Below are 18,924 nucleotides of genomic sequence, written 5' to 3'. Positions count from 1 at the left end.
GGCGGCGATGACCCAGCACATCGACGAGGCGATTTCAGGCGCCGACATCATCCTGCGCGTGCTTGCCGAACAAGGCGTCGATACCTTGTTCGGATATAGCGGCGGCGCCATCCTGCCGACTTACGACGCGGTCTTCCGCTTCAACGAAATGCATGCGGACCAGCCGCAGAAGCAGATTCGCTTCGTCGTGCCGGCCAACGAGCAGGCGGCCGGCTTCATGGCGGCGGGCTATGCGAGAGCCAGCGGCAAGGTCGGCGTATTTATGGTGACATCGGGGCCGGGCGCGACGAACGCGGTCACGCCTATCGCCGATTGCAACGGGGATTCGGTGCCCGTCGTGCTCATCTGCGGACAAGTGCCGCGCGCCGCGATCGGCAGCGACGCGTTTCAGGAAGCGCCGGTCTTCAACATCATGTCGGCGTGCGCGAAGCAGGTGTTTCTCGTGACCGATCCGGACAAGCTGGAACAGACGCTGCGCACCGCGTTCGAGATCGCGCGCACGGGCCGGCCGGGGCCGGTCGTCGTGGACATTCCGAAAGACATTCAGAACTGGAAGGGCGTGTATCGCGGGCAGGGCACGTTGCAGCTTCGCGGCTATTCGGAGCGTCTTCGTCAGATGGCGAAGGCCGATCGTCTCGATGAACGCAAATGCGCCGCATTCTTCGATCTGCTTGCACAAAGCAGGCGACCGCTTCTGTACGTGGGCGGCGGAGTGATCGCGTCCGGTGCGTCGGCCGAATTGCGCCGCTTCAGCGAACGCTACGAGATTCCCGTCGTGACGACATTGATGGGACTCGGCGCGATGCCCGCGAAACATGAGCGCGTGCTCGGCATGCTGGGGATGCACGGCGCTGCGTGTGCGAACTATGCGGTGGAAGACTGCGATTTCCTGATCGCCGTGGGTGCGCGATTCGATGACCGCGTGGCCGGTGGCCGTCCCGATGCGTTCGCACCGGGAGCGCGCCATGTCGCGCATATCGACATCGACGAAGCGGAGATCGACAAGGTCCAACGAACGCACTGGAATCACGTAGGCGACGCGAAACGCGCGCTGCTTGCGCTGATGGAGCACGGTCCTGCATCGCGGGCACCTTCCGGCTGGATTGAACATGTGAACGATCTGAAGCGCAGTCACGGCATGAACTACGATCGCGACAATCGCGCGATTCAGCCGCAATGGGTGATCGAGAAACTCAGCGACATCACCGGCGGGCGGGCGATCATCAGCACGGGCGTGGGCCAGCATCAGATGTGGGCCGCGCAGTTCTTCGATTTTGTCGAACCTCGAAGCCTGCTGACATCGGGAAGCATGGGAACGATGGGCTTCGGATTGCCCGCGGCGATCGGCGCGCAGTTCGCGCGGCCGGATGCGCTCGTGATCGATATCGACGGTGACGGCAGCATCCGCATGAATATCGGCGAACTGGAAACGGCGAGCACCTATGGCGTGCCGGTCAAGGTGCTGCTGCTCAACAATTGCGGCGACGGAATGATCCGGCAGTGGCAACGGCTCTTCTACGACGGGCGCATGTTCGTGAGCGACAAGGCGCTGCATCGCAAGGATTTCGTGCTGGCGGCGCAGGCCGATGGTTTCGAGTTTGCCTGTCGCGTCCGGACGCCGGGCGAACTGGAAGACAAGCTGCGTGAATTCGTCGCGTTCGATGGCCCGGCCTTTCTCGAAGTGATGATCGATCAGAACGCCGATGTGTTCCCGATGGTCGGACCGGGGCAGAGCTATTCGAGCATGATCACGGGTCCGTTCATCGCATCGAGGTCCGGGCAGGAGACGGTCGTCCGGGCCGGGAAGGGCGAACCTGCACCGGACATGTTCTGAAATGGACGCCGATCTCATCCACAAGGCGCTCGCGAATCCTTTGCGCCGCGACATCCTTGCGTGGCTGAAAGCCCCGGAAGCTTTCCCGCACGCGCACGCCGCATTCGCCGGCGCCGTGCCCCTGAACGCGATTCAGGCACGCAGCGGGCTTTCGCAGTCGACCGTTTCGGCGCATATCGCGTCGATGATCGAAGCGGGGCTGCTCGTGTCGACGCGGGTCGGATCGTTTCTGCTTCTGTCGAGGAACGAGGAGGTCATTGCGGCGTTTGTGAGAGAGGTGGTGCGCGGGCTGTGAGAATCGCGATTGGCGGCTTTCAAACTCCCAATATCCGGGACGACCCGAATTGCCGCGGATGACGACCCCGCCCTATTATCAAGTCCCGCTGCTTTTCGCGGCCAGAGGTACCCCCGGGTCATGTGTCCTGAAGCGCGCGCTGAAATCATGCGCGCCCCTGCCTTCAACCGACGCCGACCTACATCAGTTATTCGAACGATCGGGAGACAGGTATGCTCAGCGCACACGAATTTGCAACCCTCATGCTAGTCAAGGACGCCGCCGACCAGATCGGCGACCGGCACGAACTCGACACGCTTCTCGAACGCCAGCTCATCGCGATGGAACAACTCGTGAGCGGCGCCCGCCTGCCTCGCATCACGGAAGACGGCGACCTGCTGCTGCGCGCGGTGCGGCGTCTTCATTGAATCGACGGGCGGGTTCGCCGCCACATTTACGCCGCCAGCCGTTCCTTGTGCGCCGCGACGAGTTCCGCCTCGTCGCGTAACGCCTTGCGTACCGAGGCGCGCGTTTCGATACGCTCGATATACGCCTTCAGGTTCGTCAGATGATCCAGATTGACGCCTGAGCGTTCGTGCCACATCGTTGCCCACACATAGGCATCGGCAACGGTGAATTGCTCGCCCGTGAGATACGCGCGGCCATCGGCGAGACGCGCGTCGAGCTTGCCGTACGCCTTGAGCAGCTTGTTGCTGTGAAACGCGATGCCTTCCGGCGTCATCAGCTTGCGCATGAGCGGGATATGCTTCTGCGCGATCTCGGTCGCGATGAACGTCAGCAACTGATCCATGCGCGCGCGCTCGATCGTTCCGTGTTTCGGGATCAGTCCGGACTCGGGATGCTGGTCCGCGAGATATGACGCGATGGTGATCGTCTCCGTCAAGGGTTCCGCTTCGCCGTCGATCTGGAGCGCGGGAACATAGAGCAGATCGTTCACTTCGGCGAAGTCGGACTGATCGGAGGTCGTCTTGCCGAATACATCGAAATGCACGAGTTCGGGCGCGAGACCCAGCTCGTTGGCGACGGCTTGCACCGCGAGCGAACAGGTGGCCTGAGCGATAAAGAGTTTCATGGTGTGCCTCGTATCGGTGAAGGAGTGCCGGGAGTGCTTCCCGTTGGAATGAAGTATCGCGGGAATGGTCGCGCCGATAAACGCTGCTGGGGGCGTCGCACCGTCGCTCGCGCGGAGACAATCGGCATGGCGGGCGATGTCCGGACAACGCTGCTACAGTGCTTTGCACCAACAAAAGGGGCGAGCAATGAGCGAGCGCGTCGATGCACCGATCAACGAAATCGCCGTCTTCGTGGCGGTCGCGCAAACCGGCAGCTTCACGCGCGCCGCGGAAGAAATGGGCAACAGCAAGTCGAATGTGGGCAAGGCGGTGCAGCGGCTGGAAGCGCGGCTCGGCACGCGCCTCTTTCAACGCACGACGCGCGCCGTGCGGCTCACCGAAGATGGCGAGACTTATCTGCAAGCTGCGCGCGATGCGCTCGACGGACTGCGCGAAGCCGAGCAGCAACTCGCGGCGCGCCGCTCGGAGCCGGCCGGACGCGTGAAGATCGACGTGCCCGCGGGCTTCGGCAGGCTGCTGCTGCCGAGCTTTCTCGACTTTCGCGCGAAGCATCCGAAGGTGACGCTGGAGCTTGCATTGACCGATCGCATGTCGGACCCGATCGGCGAGGGATGGGATGTCGTCGTGCGCATCGGCGCGCTGCCCGAGGACAGCGAACTGACGGTGCGCAAGCTCTGCGATCTGCGCAGCGGCCTGTATGCGTCGCCGGATTATCTCGACCGCAAAGGCACGCCCGAGAGCATCGATCAAATGGGCGATCACGACGCTGTGATCTTCCGTGGCCCGATGGGGCGGCTGCGGCCCTGGACCTTGCGCGACGGTGCATCGGCGAAAGCGTTCGCGCCGCAGCCGGTGCTCGTGCTCGCGGACGGTCAGGCGCTCGTCGAGGCGGCCGTCGCGGGCTTCGGCATCGCGCAGATTTTCGATCGCGTGGCGTTGCCGCATGTGCGCGCCGGCAGGCTCGTGCATGTGCTGCCCGAAGCCGATGTCGACGGTCCGCCCGTGCACGCGATCATTTCGCTCGGCCAGAAGATGGCCGCCAAGACACGCGCGGTCGTCAATCATCTCGCCGAGACCTTGCAGCGCACGGCGTAATCGCGTCAGTCGAGCAACGCGGGTTCTCGCGCTTGCTCTTGGGCCTGCACGCGCGCCACGGGTGAAGCAGCCGGAGTCGCGCGGTTGGGTCTGTCGCGCAGCGGCTTCGAACCGGACAGCTTGCGCAGGATCACATAGAACACGGGCGTGAGCATCAGGCCGAAGAACGTCACGCCCAGCATGCCGAAGAACACGGCGATGCCCATTGCGCGGCGCATTTCCGAGCCCGCGCCCGTCGACATCACGAGCGGCACGACACCCATGATGAACGCGATCGACGTCATCAGGATAGGGCGCAGGCGCAGCCGCGACGCCTCGATGGCCGCCTGCACGATCGAGCGGCCCTGCATCTCCAGCTCGCGTGCGAACTCGACGATCAGAATCGCGTTCTTCGCCGACAGCCCCACGAGCACCATCAGGCCGATCTGCGTGAAGATGTTGTTGTCGCCGCGCGTGAGCCACACGCCGGCGAGCGCGGACAGAATGCTCATCGGCACGATCAGCAGGATCGCGAGCGGCAGCGTGACGCTTTCGTACATGGCCGCGAGCACGAGGAACACGAGCAGCACGCTGATCGGAAAGACCCAGAACGCGGCATTGCCGGTCAGGATCTGCTGATAGGTGAGATCGGTCCATTCGAAGCGGATGCCGCGCGGAAGCGTTTCCTTCGCGATGCGTTCGACGGCCGCCATCGCCTGACCCGACGAATAGCCGGGCGCCGGACCGCCGTTGATATCGGCGGCGAGAAAGCCGTTGTAACGCACGACCATCTCCGGGCCATACGTCGGCGTGACTTTCACGAGCGACGATAGCGGCACCATCTCGCCGCGCTCGTTGCGCGTCTTCAGTTGCAGGATGCTGTCGGCGTTCGCGCGAAAGGGCGCATCGGCCTGAGCGCGCACCTGATACACACGGCCGAACTTGTTGAAGTCGTTCACGTAGAGCGAGCCGAGATAGATCTGCATCGTGTCGAAGACATCGGTAACGGAGACGCCGAGTTGCTTCGCCTTCTCGCGATCAAGCTCCACATTCAGTTGCGGCACGTTGATCTGATAACTCGAGAACGCGGGTCCGAGCTCGGGCGCTTTCGCGGCCGCCGCGAGAAAGGCTTGCGTCGCCTTGTTCAACGCTTCGTAGCCGAGCGCGCCGCGATCCTCGATCTGTAGCTTGAATCCGCCGATGGTCCCGAGCCCCTGAACCGGCGGAGGCGGGAACGTGGCGATGGCCGCATCCTTGATCGCGCTGTACTGCGCGTTGAGACCCGCGACGATATCCGCGCCCGTTTCGCCCTTGCCGCGTTCCTTCGAAGGCTTCGCGACCGAAAACACGAGACCGCTGCTCGACGAATTCATGAGACCCGTGACGGAAAGCCCCGGAAACTCGGGCGTGTGAATGACGCCGGGTTGCTGGCGCGCCATCCGGCCCATGTCGCTCACGACCTTCTCGGTGCGATCGAGCGATGCGCCCGCGGGCAGTTGCAGGATGCTCACGAAATAGTCCTTGTCCTGCGCGGGAACGAAGCCTCCGGGCACGATCTTGCCGAAGAGGACCGTGCCGCCGAGCAGCACGGCGTAAATCACGCTCATCGCGAGCTTGCGGTTGATGATGCCGCGCACACCGCTGCCATAACGCTCCGAGCCGCGATTGAACACCTTGTTGAAGAGCTTGAAGAACGGTCCGAACACACGATCCATCGCGCGCGTGAGCCAGTCCTTCGGCGCGTGATGATCCTTCAGCAGCAGCGCGGACAACGCAGGCGAGAGCGTGAGCGAATTGAACGCCGATATCACCGTCGAGATGGCGATGGTCATCGCGAACTGCTTGTAGAACTGTCCCGTCAGCCCCGACATGAACGCGAGCGGCACGAACACCGCGACGAGCGTCAACGCGATCGCGATGATCGGCCCGCTCACTTCGCGCATCGCTTCGTATGAGGCTTCGAGCGGAGACAGACCGGACGCGATGTTGCGCTCGACATTCTCCACGACCACGATCGCATCATCGACGACGATGCCGATCGCGAGCACCATGCCGAACAGCGATAACGCGTTGATGGTGAAGCCGAACGCGAGCATCAGCGAGAACGTGCCGACGATCGACACCGGCACGGCGAGCAGCGGAATGAGCGATGCGCGCCATGTCTGCAGAAACACGATCACGACCAGCACGACGAGAATCACCGCTTCGAAGAGCGTGTGCACCACCGCGTCGATACTCTCGCGCACGAACTGCGTCGGGTCGTAGACGATCTCGGCCTTCACGCCTTCGGGCATGTCCTTTTGCAGCTCGGCGGTGATCTTGCGGATATCGTCGGAGATTTGCAGCGAGTTCGCATTGGGCTGCTGGAAGATGATGATCTGCACAGCCTTCTTTCCGTCCATGCCCGCGCGCAGCGCATATTCCGACGCGCCCAGTTCGACGCGCGCAATATCGCCGAGATGCGTGACGGCGCCATCGGGCGAAGTCTTCAGGATGATGCGGCGAAACTCGTCCTCCGATTTCAGACGCCCTTGCGCGTTCACGCTCAGTTGCAGCGGAACATGCGTCGTCATCGGCGCGCCGCCGACGATGCCCGCCGCGACCTGCACGTTCTGCTCGCGGATCGCTTTCACTATATCGGTCGCGGTCATGTTCTGCCGCGCGACTTTCGTCGGATCGAGCCACACGCGCATCGAATAATCGCCCGAGCCCCACAGCACGACTTCGCCGACGCCCGGCACCTGCGCGAAGCGATCCTTGATATTGATGAGCGCATAGTTGCGCAGGTAGGTGAGATCGTAGCGATCGTTCGGCGATACGAGATTCACGCCCATCGTGAGCGTAGGCGATGACTTCACCGTGGTCACGCCGAGCCGCTGCACGTCTTCGGGAAGACGCGGCAACGCCTGCGACACGCGGTTCTGCACGAGTTGCTGGGCCTTGTCGGGGTCCGTGCCGAGCTTGAAGGTCACGGTCGTCGTCATGTTGCCGTCGCTGTTCGCTTGCGACTGCATGTACAACATGTTCTCGACGCCGTTGATCTGTTCCTCGATCGGAGAAGCCACCGTCTCCGCAATCACCTTCGGATTCGCGCCGGGATACTGCGCGCGCACGACGACCGAAGGCGGCACGACCTCGGGATACTCGGCAGTGGGCAACTTGGTGAGCGCGATGAGTCCCGCGAGCAGAATGACCACCGACAGCACGGCCGCGAAAACGGGCCGGTCGATGAAGAACCGTGAAATGTTCATGATGAGTCTCTTGCCTGATCGGCGAATGCCGCCGCATCGAAATGTCGCAATGAGCGCGAGTATGTCGGCTGTGCGCGGGCGGATAAACGCCCGTCAGGGAGACGCTTTGGAGAACGGCGCGCGACAATCGGGTGGCGCGGCAAAGGCTTCAGGCATCACGGCGGCATTGCGCCGCCGCGTCATCGAGACTTCGGCGATTCAATGCTGGGGCGCGCCCTCCCACGCGGGCAGCGTCGCGCCGTGATACACGCTCAGAATCGACGAAGCGACGTTGGTCTGCTGATAGCTTTCGACGAGCGCCTTGACCCACGGCGCCTGCGCATCCTTCGCATTGACCGCGATGAAGTTGCGATACGCATTGCCCGGCACCTGCTCCTGCGCGATGCGTTCCTGCGGAATCCTGATGCCGGCCTTGATCGCCCAGTCGGTGTTGACGACGGCAGCGTCGAGATCGCCGATCGCGCGGCCGACGATGCCCGCATCCAGTTCCTTGATCTGCACGTGCTTCGGGTTGCTCGCGATATCGCGCGCGGTCGGCAGGAGGCCGACGTTCTCGCGCAGCTTGATCACGCCGTTGGCCTGCAACAGCAGAAGCGCGCGCCCTTCGTTGCTCGGGTCGTTCGGCACGCCGATGGCCGCGTTCTGCGGCAGCGCATCGACCGATTTCCATTTGCGTGAATACAGGCCGATCGGCTGCACATACGTGTAGCCTACGGGCACGATGTCGTAGTGACGGGCCTGGATCTGCGCATCCAGATAAGGCTTGTGCTGGAACGAGTTGGCGTCGAGGTCGTGCTGCGCGAGCGCTTCGTTCGGCTGCGTGTAGTCGGAGAAGGTCGTGACCTTCACCGTGATGCCGTGCTTCGCGGCATTGGCGGCGACGGCGCGCCACACGTCCTCGTCTTCGCCGGACATGATGCCGACCCGCACGGTCTGATTCGCCGCGAGCGACGGCTGCGCGCTCACGACGCCGCACGCGAGCAGGATCGAGAACAGAGTGGCTTTGAATGGATGCTTGATCTTCATGATGCACACGCATGCTATTGAGGGAAGCGTGATGCTAGAGGCGCGGCGCGTGCGCGACAAATAATATCGGGCGCTATCGATATGCGTGACGAATGAGATTCGCGAAGCACGATATCGATATCACGATTTCTCGTTTAGCCGCAAAGGCGGGCGTTGATAGCATCCTCGGAGTGGCATCGGTAAAGATGCCTTCGATCAACGAGGAACCCCGCATGTCCGACCGAAAGAGCACGCCCTCCCTTCCCGCGCGTCGCCGCACGCTTTTCACGCTCGCCGCGCTCGGTGCGGGGCTGTCGGGCGGACTCGCCGGGCGCATCGCGCAAGCCGCCGACGCGCCGAAGACACTGCGCATCGGCTATCAGAAGTACGGCAACTTCGTCGTGCTCAAGGCGCGCGGCTCGCTCGACAAGCGCCTCGCCGCGCAAGGCATCACCGTGCAATGGCTCGAATTTCCCGCCGGGCCGCAACTGCTCGAAGGACTCAACGCGGGCGCGGTGGATATCGGCACGGTCGGTGAAACGCCGCCGATCTTCGCGCAGGCGGCAGGTGTCGATTTCGTCTATATCGGCCACGAGCCGCCCGCGCCTCGCGCCGAGGCGATCGTCGTGCCGAAGGATTCGAAGCTCCAGTCGGTCGCGGAATTGCGCGGCAAGAAAGTCGCGCTGAACAGGGGATCGAACGTTCATTTTCTGCTCGTCGAGGCGCTCAGAAAATCGAACCTCGCCTGGTCCGATATCCAGCCCGTCTATCTCGCGCCCGCCGATGCGCGCGCCGCCTTCGTACAGGGCAGCATCGATGCATGGGCGATCTGGGACCCGTATCTCGCCGCCGCCGAGAAGCAGGCCAGCGCCCGTCAGCTCACCGACGCGAGCGGGCTCGTGCGCAACGTGCAGTACTACCTCGCGACGCGCAAGATTGCCACGGCGCAGCCGCAGCTCGTGCATACCGTGCTCGAAGAACTCGATCAAGTCGATCGCTGGGCGCGCGACAACGTGCCGGCCGTGGCCGCGCAACTGTCGCCGCTCGTCGGGCTCGATACCGACATCCTCGAAACCGCGCTCAGGCGCACGTCGTACGGCGTGCAGCAGATCGAGCCGGCCACGCTCGCGTACCAGCAGCAGATCGCCGATACCTTCACCGGGCTCAAGCTGATTCCGAAGAAACTCGACGTGACCGAGGCGCGCTGGAACGTCGCCTGAGCGCGTTCCGGGCGTTAGCACGATCACGCATATCCTTCGCGCGAATCGATGGTTCGGCTGCGCGCGACGCGTCGTTAGACTCGTCGGAGCGCCGCTGCCATCGTTCGCGGCAAGCACTCATTCAACACACGACGAACAGACGAGGCAGATTCCGCGATGAATGTTTTCTGGTTCATTCCCACTCACGGTGACAGTCGCTATCTCGGCACCTCGCAAGGCGCGCGCGCCGCGAATTACGACTACTTCCGCCAGATCGCGGTCGCCGCCGATACGCTCGGCTATGAAGGCGTGCTCTTGCCCACGGGCCGTTCATGCGAGGACGCATGGGTGGTCGCGTCGAGCCTCATTCCGGCGACGAAGCGTCTGAAGTTTCTCGTCGCGATCCGTCCGGGCCTGAGTTCGCCGGGATTGTCGGCGCGCATGGCATCGACGTTCGACCGGCTCTCGAACGGGCGTCTGCTCATCAATGTCGTGACGGGCGGCGATCCGAACGAGCTCGCCGGCGACGGCGTCTTCCACGATCACGACACGCGCTACGAAATCACCGACGAATTCCTGACCATCTGGCGCGGCCTGCTCGAACAGTCGCACGATAACGGCAGCTTCGATTTCGACGGCAAGCATCTGCAATCGCAGGGCGGCAAGGTGCTGTATCCGCCGGTGCAGAAGCAGCATCCGCCGCTGTGGTTCGGCGGCTCGTCGGCGGCGGCGCACGATATCGCAGCGAAGCACATCGACACGTATCTGACGTGGGGCGAGCCGCCCGAGGACGTCGAGAAGAAACTGGCCGACATCCGCCGCCGCGCCGCCGACGAAGGCCGCTCGATCAAGTTCGGCATTCGTCTGCATGTGATCGTGCGCGAGACCGAGCAGGAAGCATGGGCGGACGCCGACAAGCTCATCAGCAAGCTCGACGACGACACCATTCGCCGCGCGCAGGCGCAGTTCGCGAAGATGGACTCCGAAGGCCAGCGCCGCATGGCCGCGCTGCACGGCGGCAGCCGCGACAAGCTGGAGGTGTATCCGCATCTGTGGGCGGGCGTCGGGCTCGTGCGCGGCGGCGCGGGCACCGCGCTCGTCGGCAATCCGGAGCAGGTCGCCGGCCTCATGAAGCAATATGCGGAACTGGGCATCGACACCTTCATTCTTTCGGGCTATCCGCATCTGGAAGAGTCGTATCGCTTCGCCGAACTCGTGTTTCCGCTCTTGCCGCGCAAGCAGCGCGAGCAGGCGAGCGGACCGCTGTCGGGGCCGTTCGGCGAAGTTATCGGCACGTCGGAGCTGCCGAAGGTGTCGGCATCATGACGCTCAATGCCATCGCTCGCCGCGCATTGCCGTGGCTCGTGCCGGTGCTGATTTTGATCGCGTGGGAAAGCGCCGCGCGCACCGGCGGGCTTTCGTCGCGCGTGCTGCCCGAACCGCTCGCGGTGGTGAAGGCCGCGTGGACGCTGATCGAATCCGGCGATCTGTGGGCCAACGTCAAGGTCAGCGCGGGCCGCGCGCTCGCGGGCTTCGCGATGGGCGGCGGCATCGGCTTCGTACTCGGGCTGGCGACGGGTCTTTTCAAGCCCGCCGAAGTCGCGCTCGACTCGACCGTGCAGATGATCCGCAACATCCCCGCGCTCGCGATGATTCCGCTCCTGATCCTGTGGTTCGGCATCGGCGAGGAAGCCAAGCTCGTGCTGGTGGCGCTGGGCGTGTTCTTTCCGGTCTACGTCAACACGTATCACGGCATTCGCTCGGTCGATCGCGATCTGATCGAGATGGCGAAGAGTTACGGTCTGTCCGGCTTCGCGCTGTATCGGCATGTGATCTTGCCGGGCGCGTTGCCGTCGATTCACGTGGGCGTGCGCTTCGCGTTCGGCCTGATGGGGGTGAGGCTGATCGGCGCCGAGACGATCTCCGCGCAATCGGGCATCGGCTACATGACGATGAACGCCCGCGAATTCCTGCAAACCGATGTCGTGGTGGTCGGCATCCTGCTCTACGCGCTGCTCGGCAAGTTCGCCGACATGGCCGCTCGCGCGATCGAACGCGCGACGCTGCGCTGGCATCCGGCCTATCAAACGAAGGCGCAATCATGAATCTGATCGATATCGATACGCTTACGCCCGTATTCAGGCGCGCCGAAACGCAACCCCATGCGCGCGCGCCGTTCGCGGGCCGCGATCTCGCCGTCTCGCTGCGCGGCGTGGAGAAGCGCTTCGGCGAGCGCAAGGTGCTGGATCAACTGGATTTCTCGATCGAGCGCGGCAGTTTCGTGTCGATCGTCGGACGAAGCGGTTGTGGGAAGTCGACCTTGCTGCGACTCGTCGCCGGTCTCGATCAGCCGACGGGCGGCGTCGTTCAGCGCAACGCACCGGCGAGCGCAAGCGAGTTGCAAGTGCGCATCATGTTTCAGGACGCGCGCCTGTTACCGTGGAAGAGCGTGCTCGACAACGTGATGATCGGATTGCCCCGCAGCAAACGCGACGATGCCCGCGCGACGCTCGCCGAAGTGGGCCTCGCGGAACGCGAGAAGGACTGGCCGTCGCGGCTGTCGGGCGGGCAGCGTCAGCGTGTGGCGCTCGCGCGTGCGCTGGTGCATCGGCCTGATCTGCTGTTGCTCGACGAGCCGCTCGGCGCGCTCGATGCGTTGACGCGCATCGAGATGCAGGGCTTGATCGAGCGGCTGTGGCGCGAGCACAAGTTCACCGCGTTGCTCGTCACGCACGACGTGCAGGAAGCGGTGTCGCTCGGCGATCGCATCGTGCTGATCGACGCGGGGCGCATCACGCTCGATACCGCGGTGTCGTTGCAAAGGCCGCGCACACGCACGGCGCTGGGCTTCGCCGAACTCGAAGAACAAGTGCTTTCGCGCGTGCTTCAACGCGCCTGATTGTGCGGCTGATCGCGCGGCTGTTCGACTTTTCGCACGGCCCGTGCGGATTGAAGTGGATTATCGATCGGCGCTCCGCTCGCTATTCTGTGGGCTTTGAAGGAGCGTGAGCCATGTCGAAGGAAAAGATCGCTATCGTCACGGGCGGCAGCCGCGGGCTTGGCCGAAACACGGTGCTGAGCCTTGCCGCGCGAGGCATCGACAGTATCTTCACTTATCACAGCAATGAGGCGCAAGCCGGGCAGGTCGCGGCGCTCGTCGCCGGGACGGGCCGCAAGGCGCGCGCGCTGCAACTCGATACCGGCGACACGAGCGCCTTCGACGCCTTCGTGAACGATGTACGCACGACGCTCGCCGACTGGGGCGCCGACCGTTTCGACTTTCTCGTCAACAACGCGGGCACGTCGCATCACAACAGCATCGAGAAGACGACGGAAGCCGAACTCGATGCGCTCTACAACGTCCATTTCAAGGGCGTGTTCTTCCTCACGCAGAAGCTGCTGCCGCTGATTCGCGACGGCGGTCGCATCGTGAATATTTCCTCGGGACTGACACGCATCATCGTGCCGGAGAGCGCGCCGTACGGCTCGATGAAAGGCGCGGTCGAAGTGCTGACGAAGTACCTGGCGAAGGAACTCGCGCCGCGCAGAATCGCCGTCAACGTGGTCGCGCCGGGTGCGATCCAGACCGATTTCAGCGGCGGCATGGTGCGCGACAATCCGGAGCTGAACAAGCGCATCGCCGACATGACTGCGCTCGGCCGCGCGGGCCTGCCCGACGACATCGGACCGATGATCGCGTCGTTGCTGTCCGAGGACAATCGCTGGGTCAACGCGCAACGCATCGAAGTGTCGGGCGGGATGTCGATCTGAACATCGCGCAGGCGAGCGCGGGCCGCGCTAGGCGTCCAGCGGCACCGCGCTCACGCACTTCAGCTCGTCGAGACACACGCTCGACTTCACGCCGCTCACGCCGGGAATGCGCATCAGCGTATCGAGCAGAAACTCCGACAGCCCCTTCAGATCCCGCGCGATCACCTTCAGCATGTAATCGATATCGCCGGTCACGGCGAAACATTCCTGTATCTCCGCGAGCTTGGCGACGACGTTCTTGAACTTCGCGAGATCGCGCACGTGGCCGCGTTCCATCGTCACCTGGATGAAGGCCACCACGCCGAAGCCGAGGACCTGCGCATCGAGCCGTGTCTCGTAGCCCTTGATCACACCCAGTTCCTCCAGCCTTCGATGACGCCGCAGCGTTTGCGCGGGCGACAGATTGATCGCTTCCGCCAGTTCGAGATTGGAGATGCGTCCGCGCGACTGCAGAATCCCGAGCAAACGCAGGTCGATACGATCGAACTCGATAGTCTGCAATTTTCTTTCTCCGATGAGCCCAATCATGAAATCCGGACGCGGAACCTAGGGTTTGTCTGCGCGTCTTAGAAAATCATATTGTGCCGTAACAAATTTACACTGATTCCCCTAAATTGAGCACAGGAGAGAGACACGTGGCACATGAGGGACACGGCACGCTCAAGCGCGGCCTGAAGAACCGTCACATTCAGTTGATCGCGCTCGGCGGCGCGATCGGGACCGGGCTCTTTCTCGGCATCGCCCAGACGATCAAGACGGCGGGACCGTCGGTGCTGCTCGGCTATGCGATCGCGGGCATCGTCGCTTTTTTCATCATGCGTCAGCTTGGCGAGATGGTCGTCGACGAGCCTGTCGCGGGATCGTTCAGCCACTTCGCGGACAAGTATTGCGGGCAATACGCGGGCTTTCTGTCGGGCTGGAATTACTGGGTGCTCTACATTCTCGTGTCGATGGCCGAGCTATCGGCGGTCGGCATCTACGTGCAGTACTGGTGGCCCGGCATCCCGACGTGGGTGTCCGCGCTCGTGTGCTTCTGCGTGATCAACGCGATCAACCTCACGAGCGTGAAGTCATATGGCGAGCTGGAGTTCTGGTTCGCCATCGTGAAGGTGGTCGCGATCGTCGGCATGATCGGCTTCGGCGGCTGGCTGCTCGTCTCGGGCGGCGCCGGACCGGAAGCGAGCGTCACGAACCTGTGGCGTCACGGCGGCTTCTTCCCGAACGGCTTCTCGGGTCTCGTGATGGCGATGGCCGTCATCATGTTCTCGTTCGGCGGGCTGGAACTCGTGGGCATCACCGCCGCCGAAGCGGACGATCCGTCGCACACCATTCCGCGTGCGACCAATCAGGTGATCTACCGCATTCTGATTTTCTACGTGGGCGCGCTCGGCGTGTTGCTCTCGCTGTATCCGTGGCAGAAGGTGGTGACCGGCGGCAGCCCGTTCGTGCTGATCTTCCACGCGATGAACAGCAACTTCGTCGCGCACGTGCTCAATGCGGTGGTGCTCACGGCGGCGCTGTCGGTCTATAACAGCGGCGTCTACTGCAACAGCCGCATGCTCTACGGCCTCGCGCAACAAGGCAACGCACCGCGCGCGCTGCTCAAGGTGAACAAGCGCGGCATTCCGCTCATCGCGCTCGGCGTCTCCGCCATCGCGACGGCAGCGTGCGTGCTCATCAACTATCTGATGCCGGGCAAGGCGTTCGAGTTGCTGATGGGCCTCGTCGTGTCGGCGCTCATCATCAACTGGGCGATGATCAGCCTCATCCATCTGCAATTCCGCCGCGCAAAGGCGCGCGCCGGCGAGACGACCGTGTTCAAGAGTCTCGGCTATCCGCTCACCAACTATCTGTGCCTCTTGTTCCTCGGCGGCATTCTCGTGGTGATGTGCCTGATTCCCGATCTGCGCATGTCGGTCTATCTGATTCCGGTGTGGCTCGCGGTGCTGGGCGTGGGTTATGCCGTTCGCAACCGTCGTCGCGCGAGTGCGGCGTTGTCGCGCGTCTGAAGGAGACAGTCATGTTCGAACACATCGATGCCTATCCCGGCGATCCGATCCTCTCGCTGAACGAAGACTTCGCGAAGGACCCGCGCGACAACAAGGTCAATCTCAGCATCGGCATCTACTACGACGACGAAGGCCGTCTGCCCGTGATACGCGCCGTGCGCGAAGCCGAAGCGCAGTGGCTGGCGCAACCCGCGGCGAAGCCGTATCTGCCGATGTCGGGGCTCGCAGCATATCGCGACGCCGTGCAGTCGCTCGTCTTCGGCGATGACTCCGTGGCGCGCGCCGAAGGCCGCATCGCGACCGTGCAGACGCTCGGCGGCTCCGGCGCGCTCAAGGTCGGCGCGGACTTCATCAAGCGCTATTTCCCTGACTCGCAAGTCTGGGTGAGCGATCCGACGTGGGACAACCATCGCTTCATCTTCGAGCGCGCGGGCTTCACGGTCGGCACGTATCCGTACTACGACGAAGCGAGCGGCGGCCTGAAATTCGACGCGATGCTTTCGGCCATTCGCGATCTGCCCGCGAGGAGCGTGGTGCTGCTGCATGCGTGCTGTCACAACCCGACCGGCGTCGATCTCACCGATGCGCAATGGGTGAAGCTGATCGAAGCGATCAGGCAGCGTGAGCTGTTGCCGTTCATCGACATGGCGTATCAGGGATTCGGCGCCGGGCTCGATGCGGACGCGTTCGCGATTCGCGAGCTCGTGCGTCAGAACGTGCCGGCGTTCGTCGCCAATTCGTTCTCGAAGAACTTCTCGCTGTATGGCGAACGTTGCGGTGCGCTGTCGGTGGTTTGCGAGTCGGCGGAATCGGCTCCGCGCGTGCTCGGGCAACTGACGAGCGCCGTGCGCGCGAACTACAGCAACCCGCCGACGCACGGCGCGATGATCGTCGCGAACGTGCTCACGACGCCGGCGCTGCGGCAATCGTGGGAAGAGGAGCTGGCGTCGATGTGCACGCGCATCGCGCGTATGCGCGGCGAGATTCACGCACGGCTGCGCGGCAACGTGCCCGACGCGATGCTCGCGCGATATCTGGCGCAGCGCGGGATGTTCACGTATACGGGGCTTTCCGCCGCGCAAGTCGATGTGCTGCGCGAGCGGCACGGCGTCTATCTGATTCGTTCGGGGCGGATGTGTGTCGCGGCGCTGAATGAGCGGAATGTGGAAGCGACGGCGAGCGCCATCGGCGACGTGCTTTCGAAAGAGATCGCGTAGCCGCTCATTTTCACCTCATTCTCCATAAGCACACTGCATCCATCGCTCACAAAGGAGGGATGCGGTCATGGAAACCTGTGAAAAAGCGGCCTATCGGTCCTACGTCGATGTCCTGCTCGATCAACTCGATGCGCACGCCGATCGCGCGGTGCTGCGCTATCTCGACGAAGACGTGATGGGCGGCGCGCTGCGCGCATCGATCTATCGCTATGCGCGGGCGCTCGCGTCGTTCGGCATTACGCGCGGCGCGCTCGTCGCGATGTTCGCGCCGAATTGCCCCGACGCGCTCGCCATCCGTTACGCGACGAACCTGCTCGGCGCGGCGACGATGTTCCTGCCCGCGATCGCATCGGCCGAGCAGCGCGCGGCGTTCGTGACCCGCATGCAGCCGGCATTGCTCGTCGCGTTCGCGGAGACAAGACATCTGGTGCCCGAGCGCAGCGGCGCGCGCCTCGCTTATGTCGGCACGGGCCCGGCGCGTTCGCGTCTGGATATGCGCGCACGCGTGCAGCACGATGTGCCCGTGCAAAGCCGCGCACGACGCGATGATCTCGCGGTGGTCGTATCGTCGGGCGGCTCGACCGGCGCGCCGAAAGCGAGCCGCCGCAGCTTCGCGGTGTATTCGGCGATGGTGAGCGCGCCGAGTCCCGAGGACCGTCGGCAGCTCGTCAACGGGGCGCTCGCCTATCTGTCGCAAGTGCTCGTCGATAACACGTTGATGGGCGGCGGCACCGTGGTGCTGAAACCGTCCTACGATCCCGCCGACACGCTCGCGACGATCGAAGCCGAACGCATCACCGATGTGCTCCTCGTCGAGCCGCAACTCTTCGAAACGATGGATCACCCGGACGTCGATCGGCGCAATCTGTCTTCGCTGCGCTCGATCGCGCATATCGGCGGATCGGCGCCCGCGATTCTGCGGCGGCGCGCGATCGCGCGGCTCGGACCCGTGCTCACGCATATGTACGGTGCGAGCGAGGCGGGGCTCGTGAGCGTGCTGACGCCATCGGATTATCTGGCCGATCCCGGTTTGCTGGACACGGCGGGCCGCATCCGGCCGGGCGTCGATGTGCGTCTTCGCCGCGCCGATGGCAGGTTCGCGCGCGAGGGACAGCACGGCGCCATCGAGGTGAGATCGAGAGCGGTGGCGCAGGGCTATCACCGGCAGCCGATCGAAGCGGCGCAGAAGTTTCGCGACGGCTGGTGCCTGACCGGCGATATCGGCTTCATCGACGAAAACGTGCATCTGCATGTGCTCGGACGCGCCGCCGATGTCGCCGAGATCGATGGCGCGGTCATCGGTCCGGCGCGAATCGAAACGCCGCTGTGCGCCTTGCCCGATGTCCGCTATGCGCGCGCCGTGGCATCGGCGGATGTCGCGCGCGGCTATCTGTGGGATGTCGTCGTCGTGCCGTGGGCGGGCAAGCGTGTCGATATCGCGCGATGCATGCGTGCGCTCGAAGCGGCGTGCGGCGTGCACGTTGCGAAGGCCGTGCGGATGGCCGCCGTGCAACGCGTGCCGCTTACCGAGCAGGGGAAAGTGAATCGCGCGGCGATCGGGCGGTTACGCAGGGACGCGTCGAATGCGGGCGTTGTCAGCGAGGAGGCGGCTTTCAGCGTGTAGTGCGGTCGAGGGCCGCGCGCGGAGACTAGAACTGCTGTGGCATAAAAGGATATTAAGCGGTGGAGCAGAATGGACACCGCTGAGGCCACTCTGGGACTTCAGCAGCGATATGCCAGCGATACGTAGCAATCAGATCAAGGGCGTGGCGTTGGGAGCTGTGCGGGATGTAGTCCGCAGGGAGAGCAGGTTGAGGACGGATTTCAACGTTCTTTCCGTCTTGAATGAGAGGTTGTGCGACATCAAACCCAGTGACAATCGCAGCGTCCACTCGCATGTGGTCGATACGGGATCGCTGTCCGCATTTATTTTCAGATGTTTCCGATTTGACGGACCCACTTGGACCAGCTACCGTCCCGGCCGCGGGTGGCTGCACAAGCTAGGTATTACACACTCCTCACTATGTGCAGAAGTCCCCGCCGGTGCGTTGAACCAACAATAACGTAACCCGCATACGGGTCATCTTCGAAGAGAATAAGCAGTGAAAAACGCAAACGGTCGAGCGCTCGCGCCCCTGGGCGACAAGACCGGCATGTCAAAACCCACTCACCCCCGCACCCTCGGGCTGCGCTGTA

Annotated in this window: 16 protein-coding genes; 12 read left to right on the top strand and 4 right to left on the bottom strand. The window is 63.6% G+C overall.

What is annotated here, in order from left to right; genetic code table 11:
- Positions 1 to 7 precede the first annotated feature (7 nt).
- The 3 genes from ilvB to QCE73_RS20630 all read left to right on the top strand — a co-directional run bounded on the left by ilvB (position 8) and on the right by QCE73_RS20630 (position 2,536).
- The gene (gene ilvB / locus QCE73_RS20640) at positions 8 to 1,834 is read left to right on the top strand and encodes a biosynthetic-type acetolactate synthase large subunit (RefSeq protein ID WP_309883342.1); all 1,827 of its coding nucleotides are present in this window, start codon (positions 8 to 10) and stop codon (positions 1,832 to 1,834) included.
- A gap of 1 nt (position 1,835) precedes the next feature.
- Positions 1,836 to 2,129, top strand: a complete 294-nt coding sequence (locus QCE73_RS20635) for a helix-turn-helix domain-containing protein (protein ID WP_309883341.1) — start codon at positions 1,836 to 1,838, stop codon at positions 2,127 to 2,129.
- 212 nt (positions 2,130 to 2,341) lie between these two features.
- Positions 2,342 to 2,536, top strand: a complete 195-nt coding sequence (locus tag QCE73_RS20630; RefSeq protein ID WP_035505105.1) for a hypothetical protein — start codon at positions 2,342 to 2,344, stop codon at positions 2,534 to 2,536.
- Positions 2,537 to 2,562: 26 nt separating this feature from the next.
- Here QCE73_RS20630 and QCE73_RS20625 read toward each other — a convergent pair whose 3' ends face one another.
- The gene (locus QCE73_RS20625) at positions 2,563 to 3,201 is read right to left on the bottom strand and encodes a glutathione S-transferase family protein (RefSeq protein WP_187604468.1); all 639 of its coding nucleotides are present in this window, start codon (positions 3,199 to 3,201) and stop codon (positions 2,563 to 2,565) included.
- A gap of 187 nt (positions 3,202 to 3,388) precedes the next feature.
- On the opposite strand from QCE73_RS20625, the gene QCE73_RS20620 reads away from it, so the two are divergent.
- Entirely contained in the window at positions 3,389 to 4,297 is a 909-nt protein-coding gene (locus tag QCE73_RS20620; RefSeq protein ID WP_309883340.1) for a LysR family transcriptional regulator, read from the top strand.
- A gap of 5 nt (positions 4,298 to 4,302) precedes the next feature.
- Here QCE73_RS20620 and QCE73_RS20615 read toward each other — a convergent pair whose 3' ends face one another.
- Together QCE73_RS20615 and QCE73_RS20610 are read right to left on the bottom strand one after the other, a co-directional pair.
- The gene (locus tag QCE73_RS20615; protein ID WP_309883339.1) at positions 4,303 to 7,527 is read right to left on the bottom strand and encodes a multidrug efflux RND transporter permease subunit; all 3,225 of its coding nucleotides are present in this window, start codon (positions 7,525 to 7,527) and stop codon (positions 4,303 to 4,305) included.
- Between the two features lie 198 nt (positions 7,528 to 7,725).
- A complete protein-coding gene (locus tag QCE73_RS20610; protein ID WP_309883338.1) occupies positions 7,726 to 8,553 on the bottom strand; it encodes a MetQ/NlpA family lipoprotein in 828 nt (275 codons plus the stop codon).
- A gap of 194 nt (positions 8,554 to 8,747) precedes the next feature.
- Between QCE73_RS20610 and QCE73_RS20605 the strand changes: the two genes are divergently transcribed.
- The 5 genes from QCE73_RS20605 (at position 8,748) to QCE73_RS20585 (ending at position 13,502) form a co-directional block, all read left to right on the top strand.
- Complete coding sequence (locus tag QCE73_RS20605; RefSeq protein ID WP_309884176.1) at positions 8,748 to 9,752, top strand: sulfonate ABC transporter substrate-binding protein; 1,005 nt, start codon at positions 8,748 to 8,750, stop codon at positions 9,750 to 9,752.
- Positions 9,753 to 9,908: 156 nt separating this feature from the next.
- Complete coding sequence (gene ssuD, locus QCE73_RS20600) at positions 9,909 to 11,057, top strand: FMNH2-dependent alkanesulfonate monooxygenase (protein ID WP_309883337.1); 1,149 nt, start codon at positions 9,909 to 9,911, stop codon at positions 11,055 to 11,057.
- Positions 11,054 to 11,836, top strand: a complete 783-nt coding sequence (gene ssuC / locus QCE73_RS20595) for an aliphatic sulfonate ABC transporter permease SsuC (protein ID WP_309883336.1) — start codon at positions 11,054 to 11,056, stop codon at positions 11,834 to 11,836. Before ssuD ends, ssuC begins: the two co-directional genes overlap by 4 nt.
- Positions 11,833 to 12,630, top strand: coding sequence for an ATP-binding cassette domain-containing protein (locus QCE73_RS20590; protein WP_309883335.1), 798 nt, complete (start codon positions 11,833 to 11,835; stop codon positions 12,628 to 12,630). Before ssuC ends, QCE73_RS20590 begins: the two co-directional genes overlap by 4 nt.
- 113 nt (positions 12,631 to 12,743) lie before the next feature.
- The gene (locus QCE73_RS20585; protein ID WP_309883334.1) at positions 12,744 to 13,502 is read left to right on the top strand and encodes an SDR family oxidoreductase; all 759 of its coding nucleotides are present in this window, start codon (positions 12,744 to 12,746) and stop codon (positions 13,500 to 13,502) included.
- A 27-nt stretch (positions 13,503 to 13,529) separates the two neighbouring features.
- Here QCE73_RS20585 and QCE73_RS20580 read toward each other — a convergent pair whose 3' ends face one another.
- Positions 13,530 to 14,003, bottom strand: a complete 474-nt coding sequence (locus tag QCE73_RS20580; protein ID WP_238290222.1) for an Lrp/AsnC family transcriptional regulator — start codon at positions 14,001 to 14,003, stop codon at positions 13,530 to 13,532.
- A 134-nt stretch (positions 14,004 to 14,137) separates the two neighbouring features.
- On the opposite strand from QCE73_RS20580, the gene QCE73_RS20575 reads away from it, so the two are divergent.
- The 3 genes from QCE73_RS20575 to QCE73_RS20565 all read left to right on the top strand — a co-directional run bounded on the left by QCE73_RS20575 (position 14,138) and on the right by QCE73_RS20565 (position 18,352).
- Positions 14,138 to 15,511: an amino acid permease gene (locus tag QCE73_RS20575; protein ID WP_309883333.1), complete on the top strand. Its 1,374-nt coding sequence runs from the start codon at positions 14,138 to 14,140 to the stop codon at positions 15,509 to 15,511.
- 11 nt (positions 15,512 to 15,522) lie between these two features.
- A complete protein-coding gene (locus QCE73_RS20570) occupies positions 15,523 to 16,728 on the top strand; it encodes an amino acid aminotransferase (RefSeq protein ID WP_309883332.1) in 1,206 nt (401 codons plus the stop codon).
- A gap of 67 nt (positions 16,729 to 16,795) precedes the next feature.
- A complete protein-coding gene (locus tag QCE73_RS20565; protein WP_309883331.1) occupies positions 16,796 to 18,352 on the top strand; it encodes an AMP-binding protein in 1,557 nt (518 codons plus the stop codon).
- The last annotated feature ends 572 nt before the right edge of the window (positions 18,353 to 18,924 follow it).

Origin of the sequence: Caballeronia sp. LZ029, assembly GCF_031451275.1 — a bacterium.
GTDB lineage: Bacteria > Pseudomonadota > Gammaproteobacteria > Burkholderiales > Burkholderiaceae > Caballeronia > Caballeronia jiangsuensis.
This window is presented reverse-complemented; position numbering and strand designations above follow the sequence as displayed.

Coding starts and splice junctions, on each gene's coding strand:
- ssuD (WP_309883337.1), top strand. CDS start 9,909: ATGAATGTTTTCTGGTTCATTCCCACTCACGGTGACAGTCGCTATCTC.
- QCE73_RS20625 (WP_187604468.1), bottom strand. CDS start 3,201: ATGAAACTCTTTATCGCTCAGGCCACCTGTTCGCTCGCGGTGCAAGCC.
- QCE73_RS20590 (WP_309883335.1), top strand. CDS start 11,833: ATGAATCTGATCGATATCGATACGCTTACGCCCGTATTCAGGCGCGCC.
- ssuC (WP_309883336.1), top strand. CDS start 11,054: ATGACGCTCAATGCCATCGCTCGCCGCGCATTGCCGTGGCTCGTGCCG.
- QCE73_RS20570 (WP_309883332.1), top strand. CDS start 15,523: ATGTTCGAACACATCGATGCCTATCCCGGCGATCCGATCCTCTCGCTG.
- QCE73_RS20615 (WP_309883339.1), bottom strand. CDS start 7,527: ATGAACATTTCACGGTTCTTCATCGACCGGCCCGTTTTCGCGGCCGTG.
- QCE73_RS20585 (WP_309883334.1), top strand. CDS start 12,744: ATGTCGAAGGAAAAGATCGCTATCGTCACGGGCGGCAGCCGCGGGCTT.
- ilvB (WP_309883342.1), top strand. CDS start 8: ATGACCCAGCACATCGACGAGGCGATTTCAGGCGCCGACATCATCCTG.
- QCE73_RS20620 (WP_309883340.1), top strand. CDS start 3,389: ATGAGCGAGCGCGTCGATGCACCGATCAACGAAATCGCCGTCTTCGTG.
- QCE73_RS20610 (WP_309883338.1), bottom strand. CDS start 8,553: ATGAAGATCAAGCATCCATTCAAAGCCACTCTGTTCTCGATCCTGCTC.
- QCE73_RS20635 (WP_309883341.1), top strand. CDS start 1,836: ATGGACGCCGATCTCATCCACAAGGCGCTCGCGAATCCTTTGCGCCGC.
- QCE73_RS20565 (WP_309883331.1), top strand. CDS start 16,796: ATGGAAACCTGTGAAAAAGCGGCCTATCGGTCCTACGTCGATGTCCTG.
- QCE73_RS20630 (WP_035505105.1), top strand. CDS start 2,342: ATGCTCAGCGCACACGAATTTGCAACCCTCATGCTAGTCAAGGACGCC.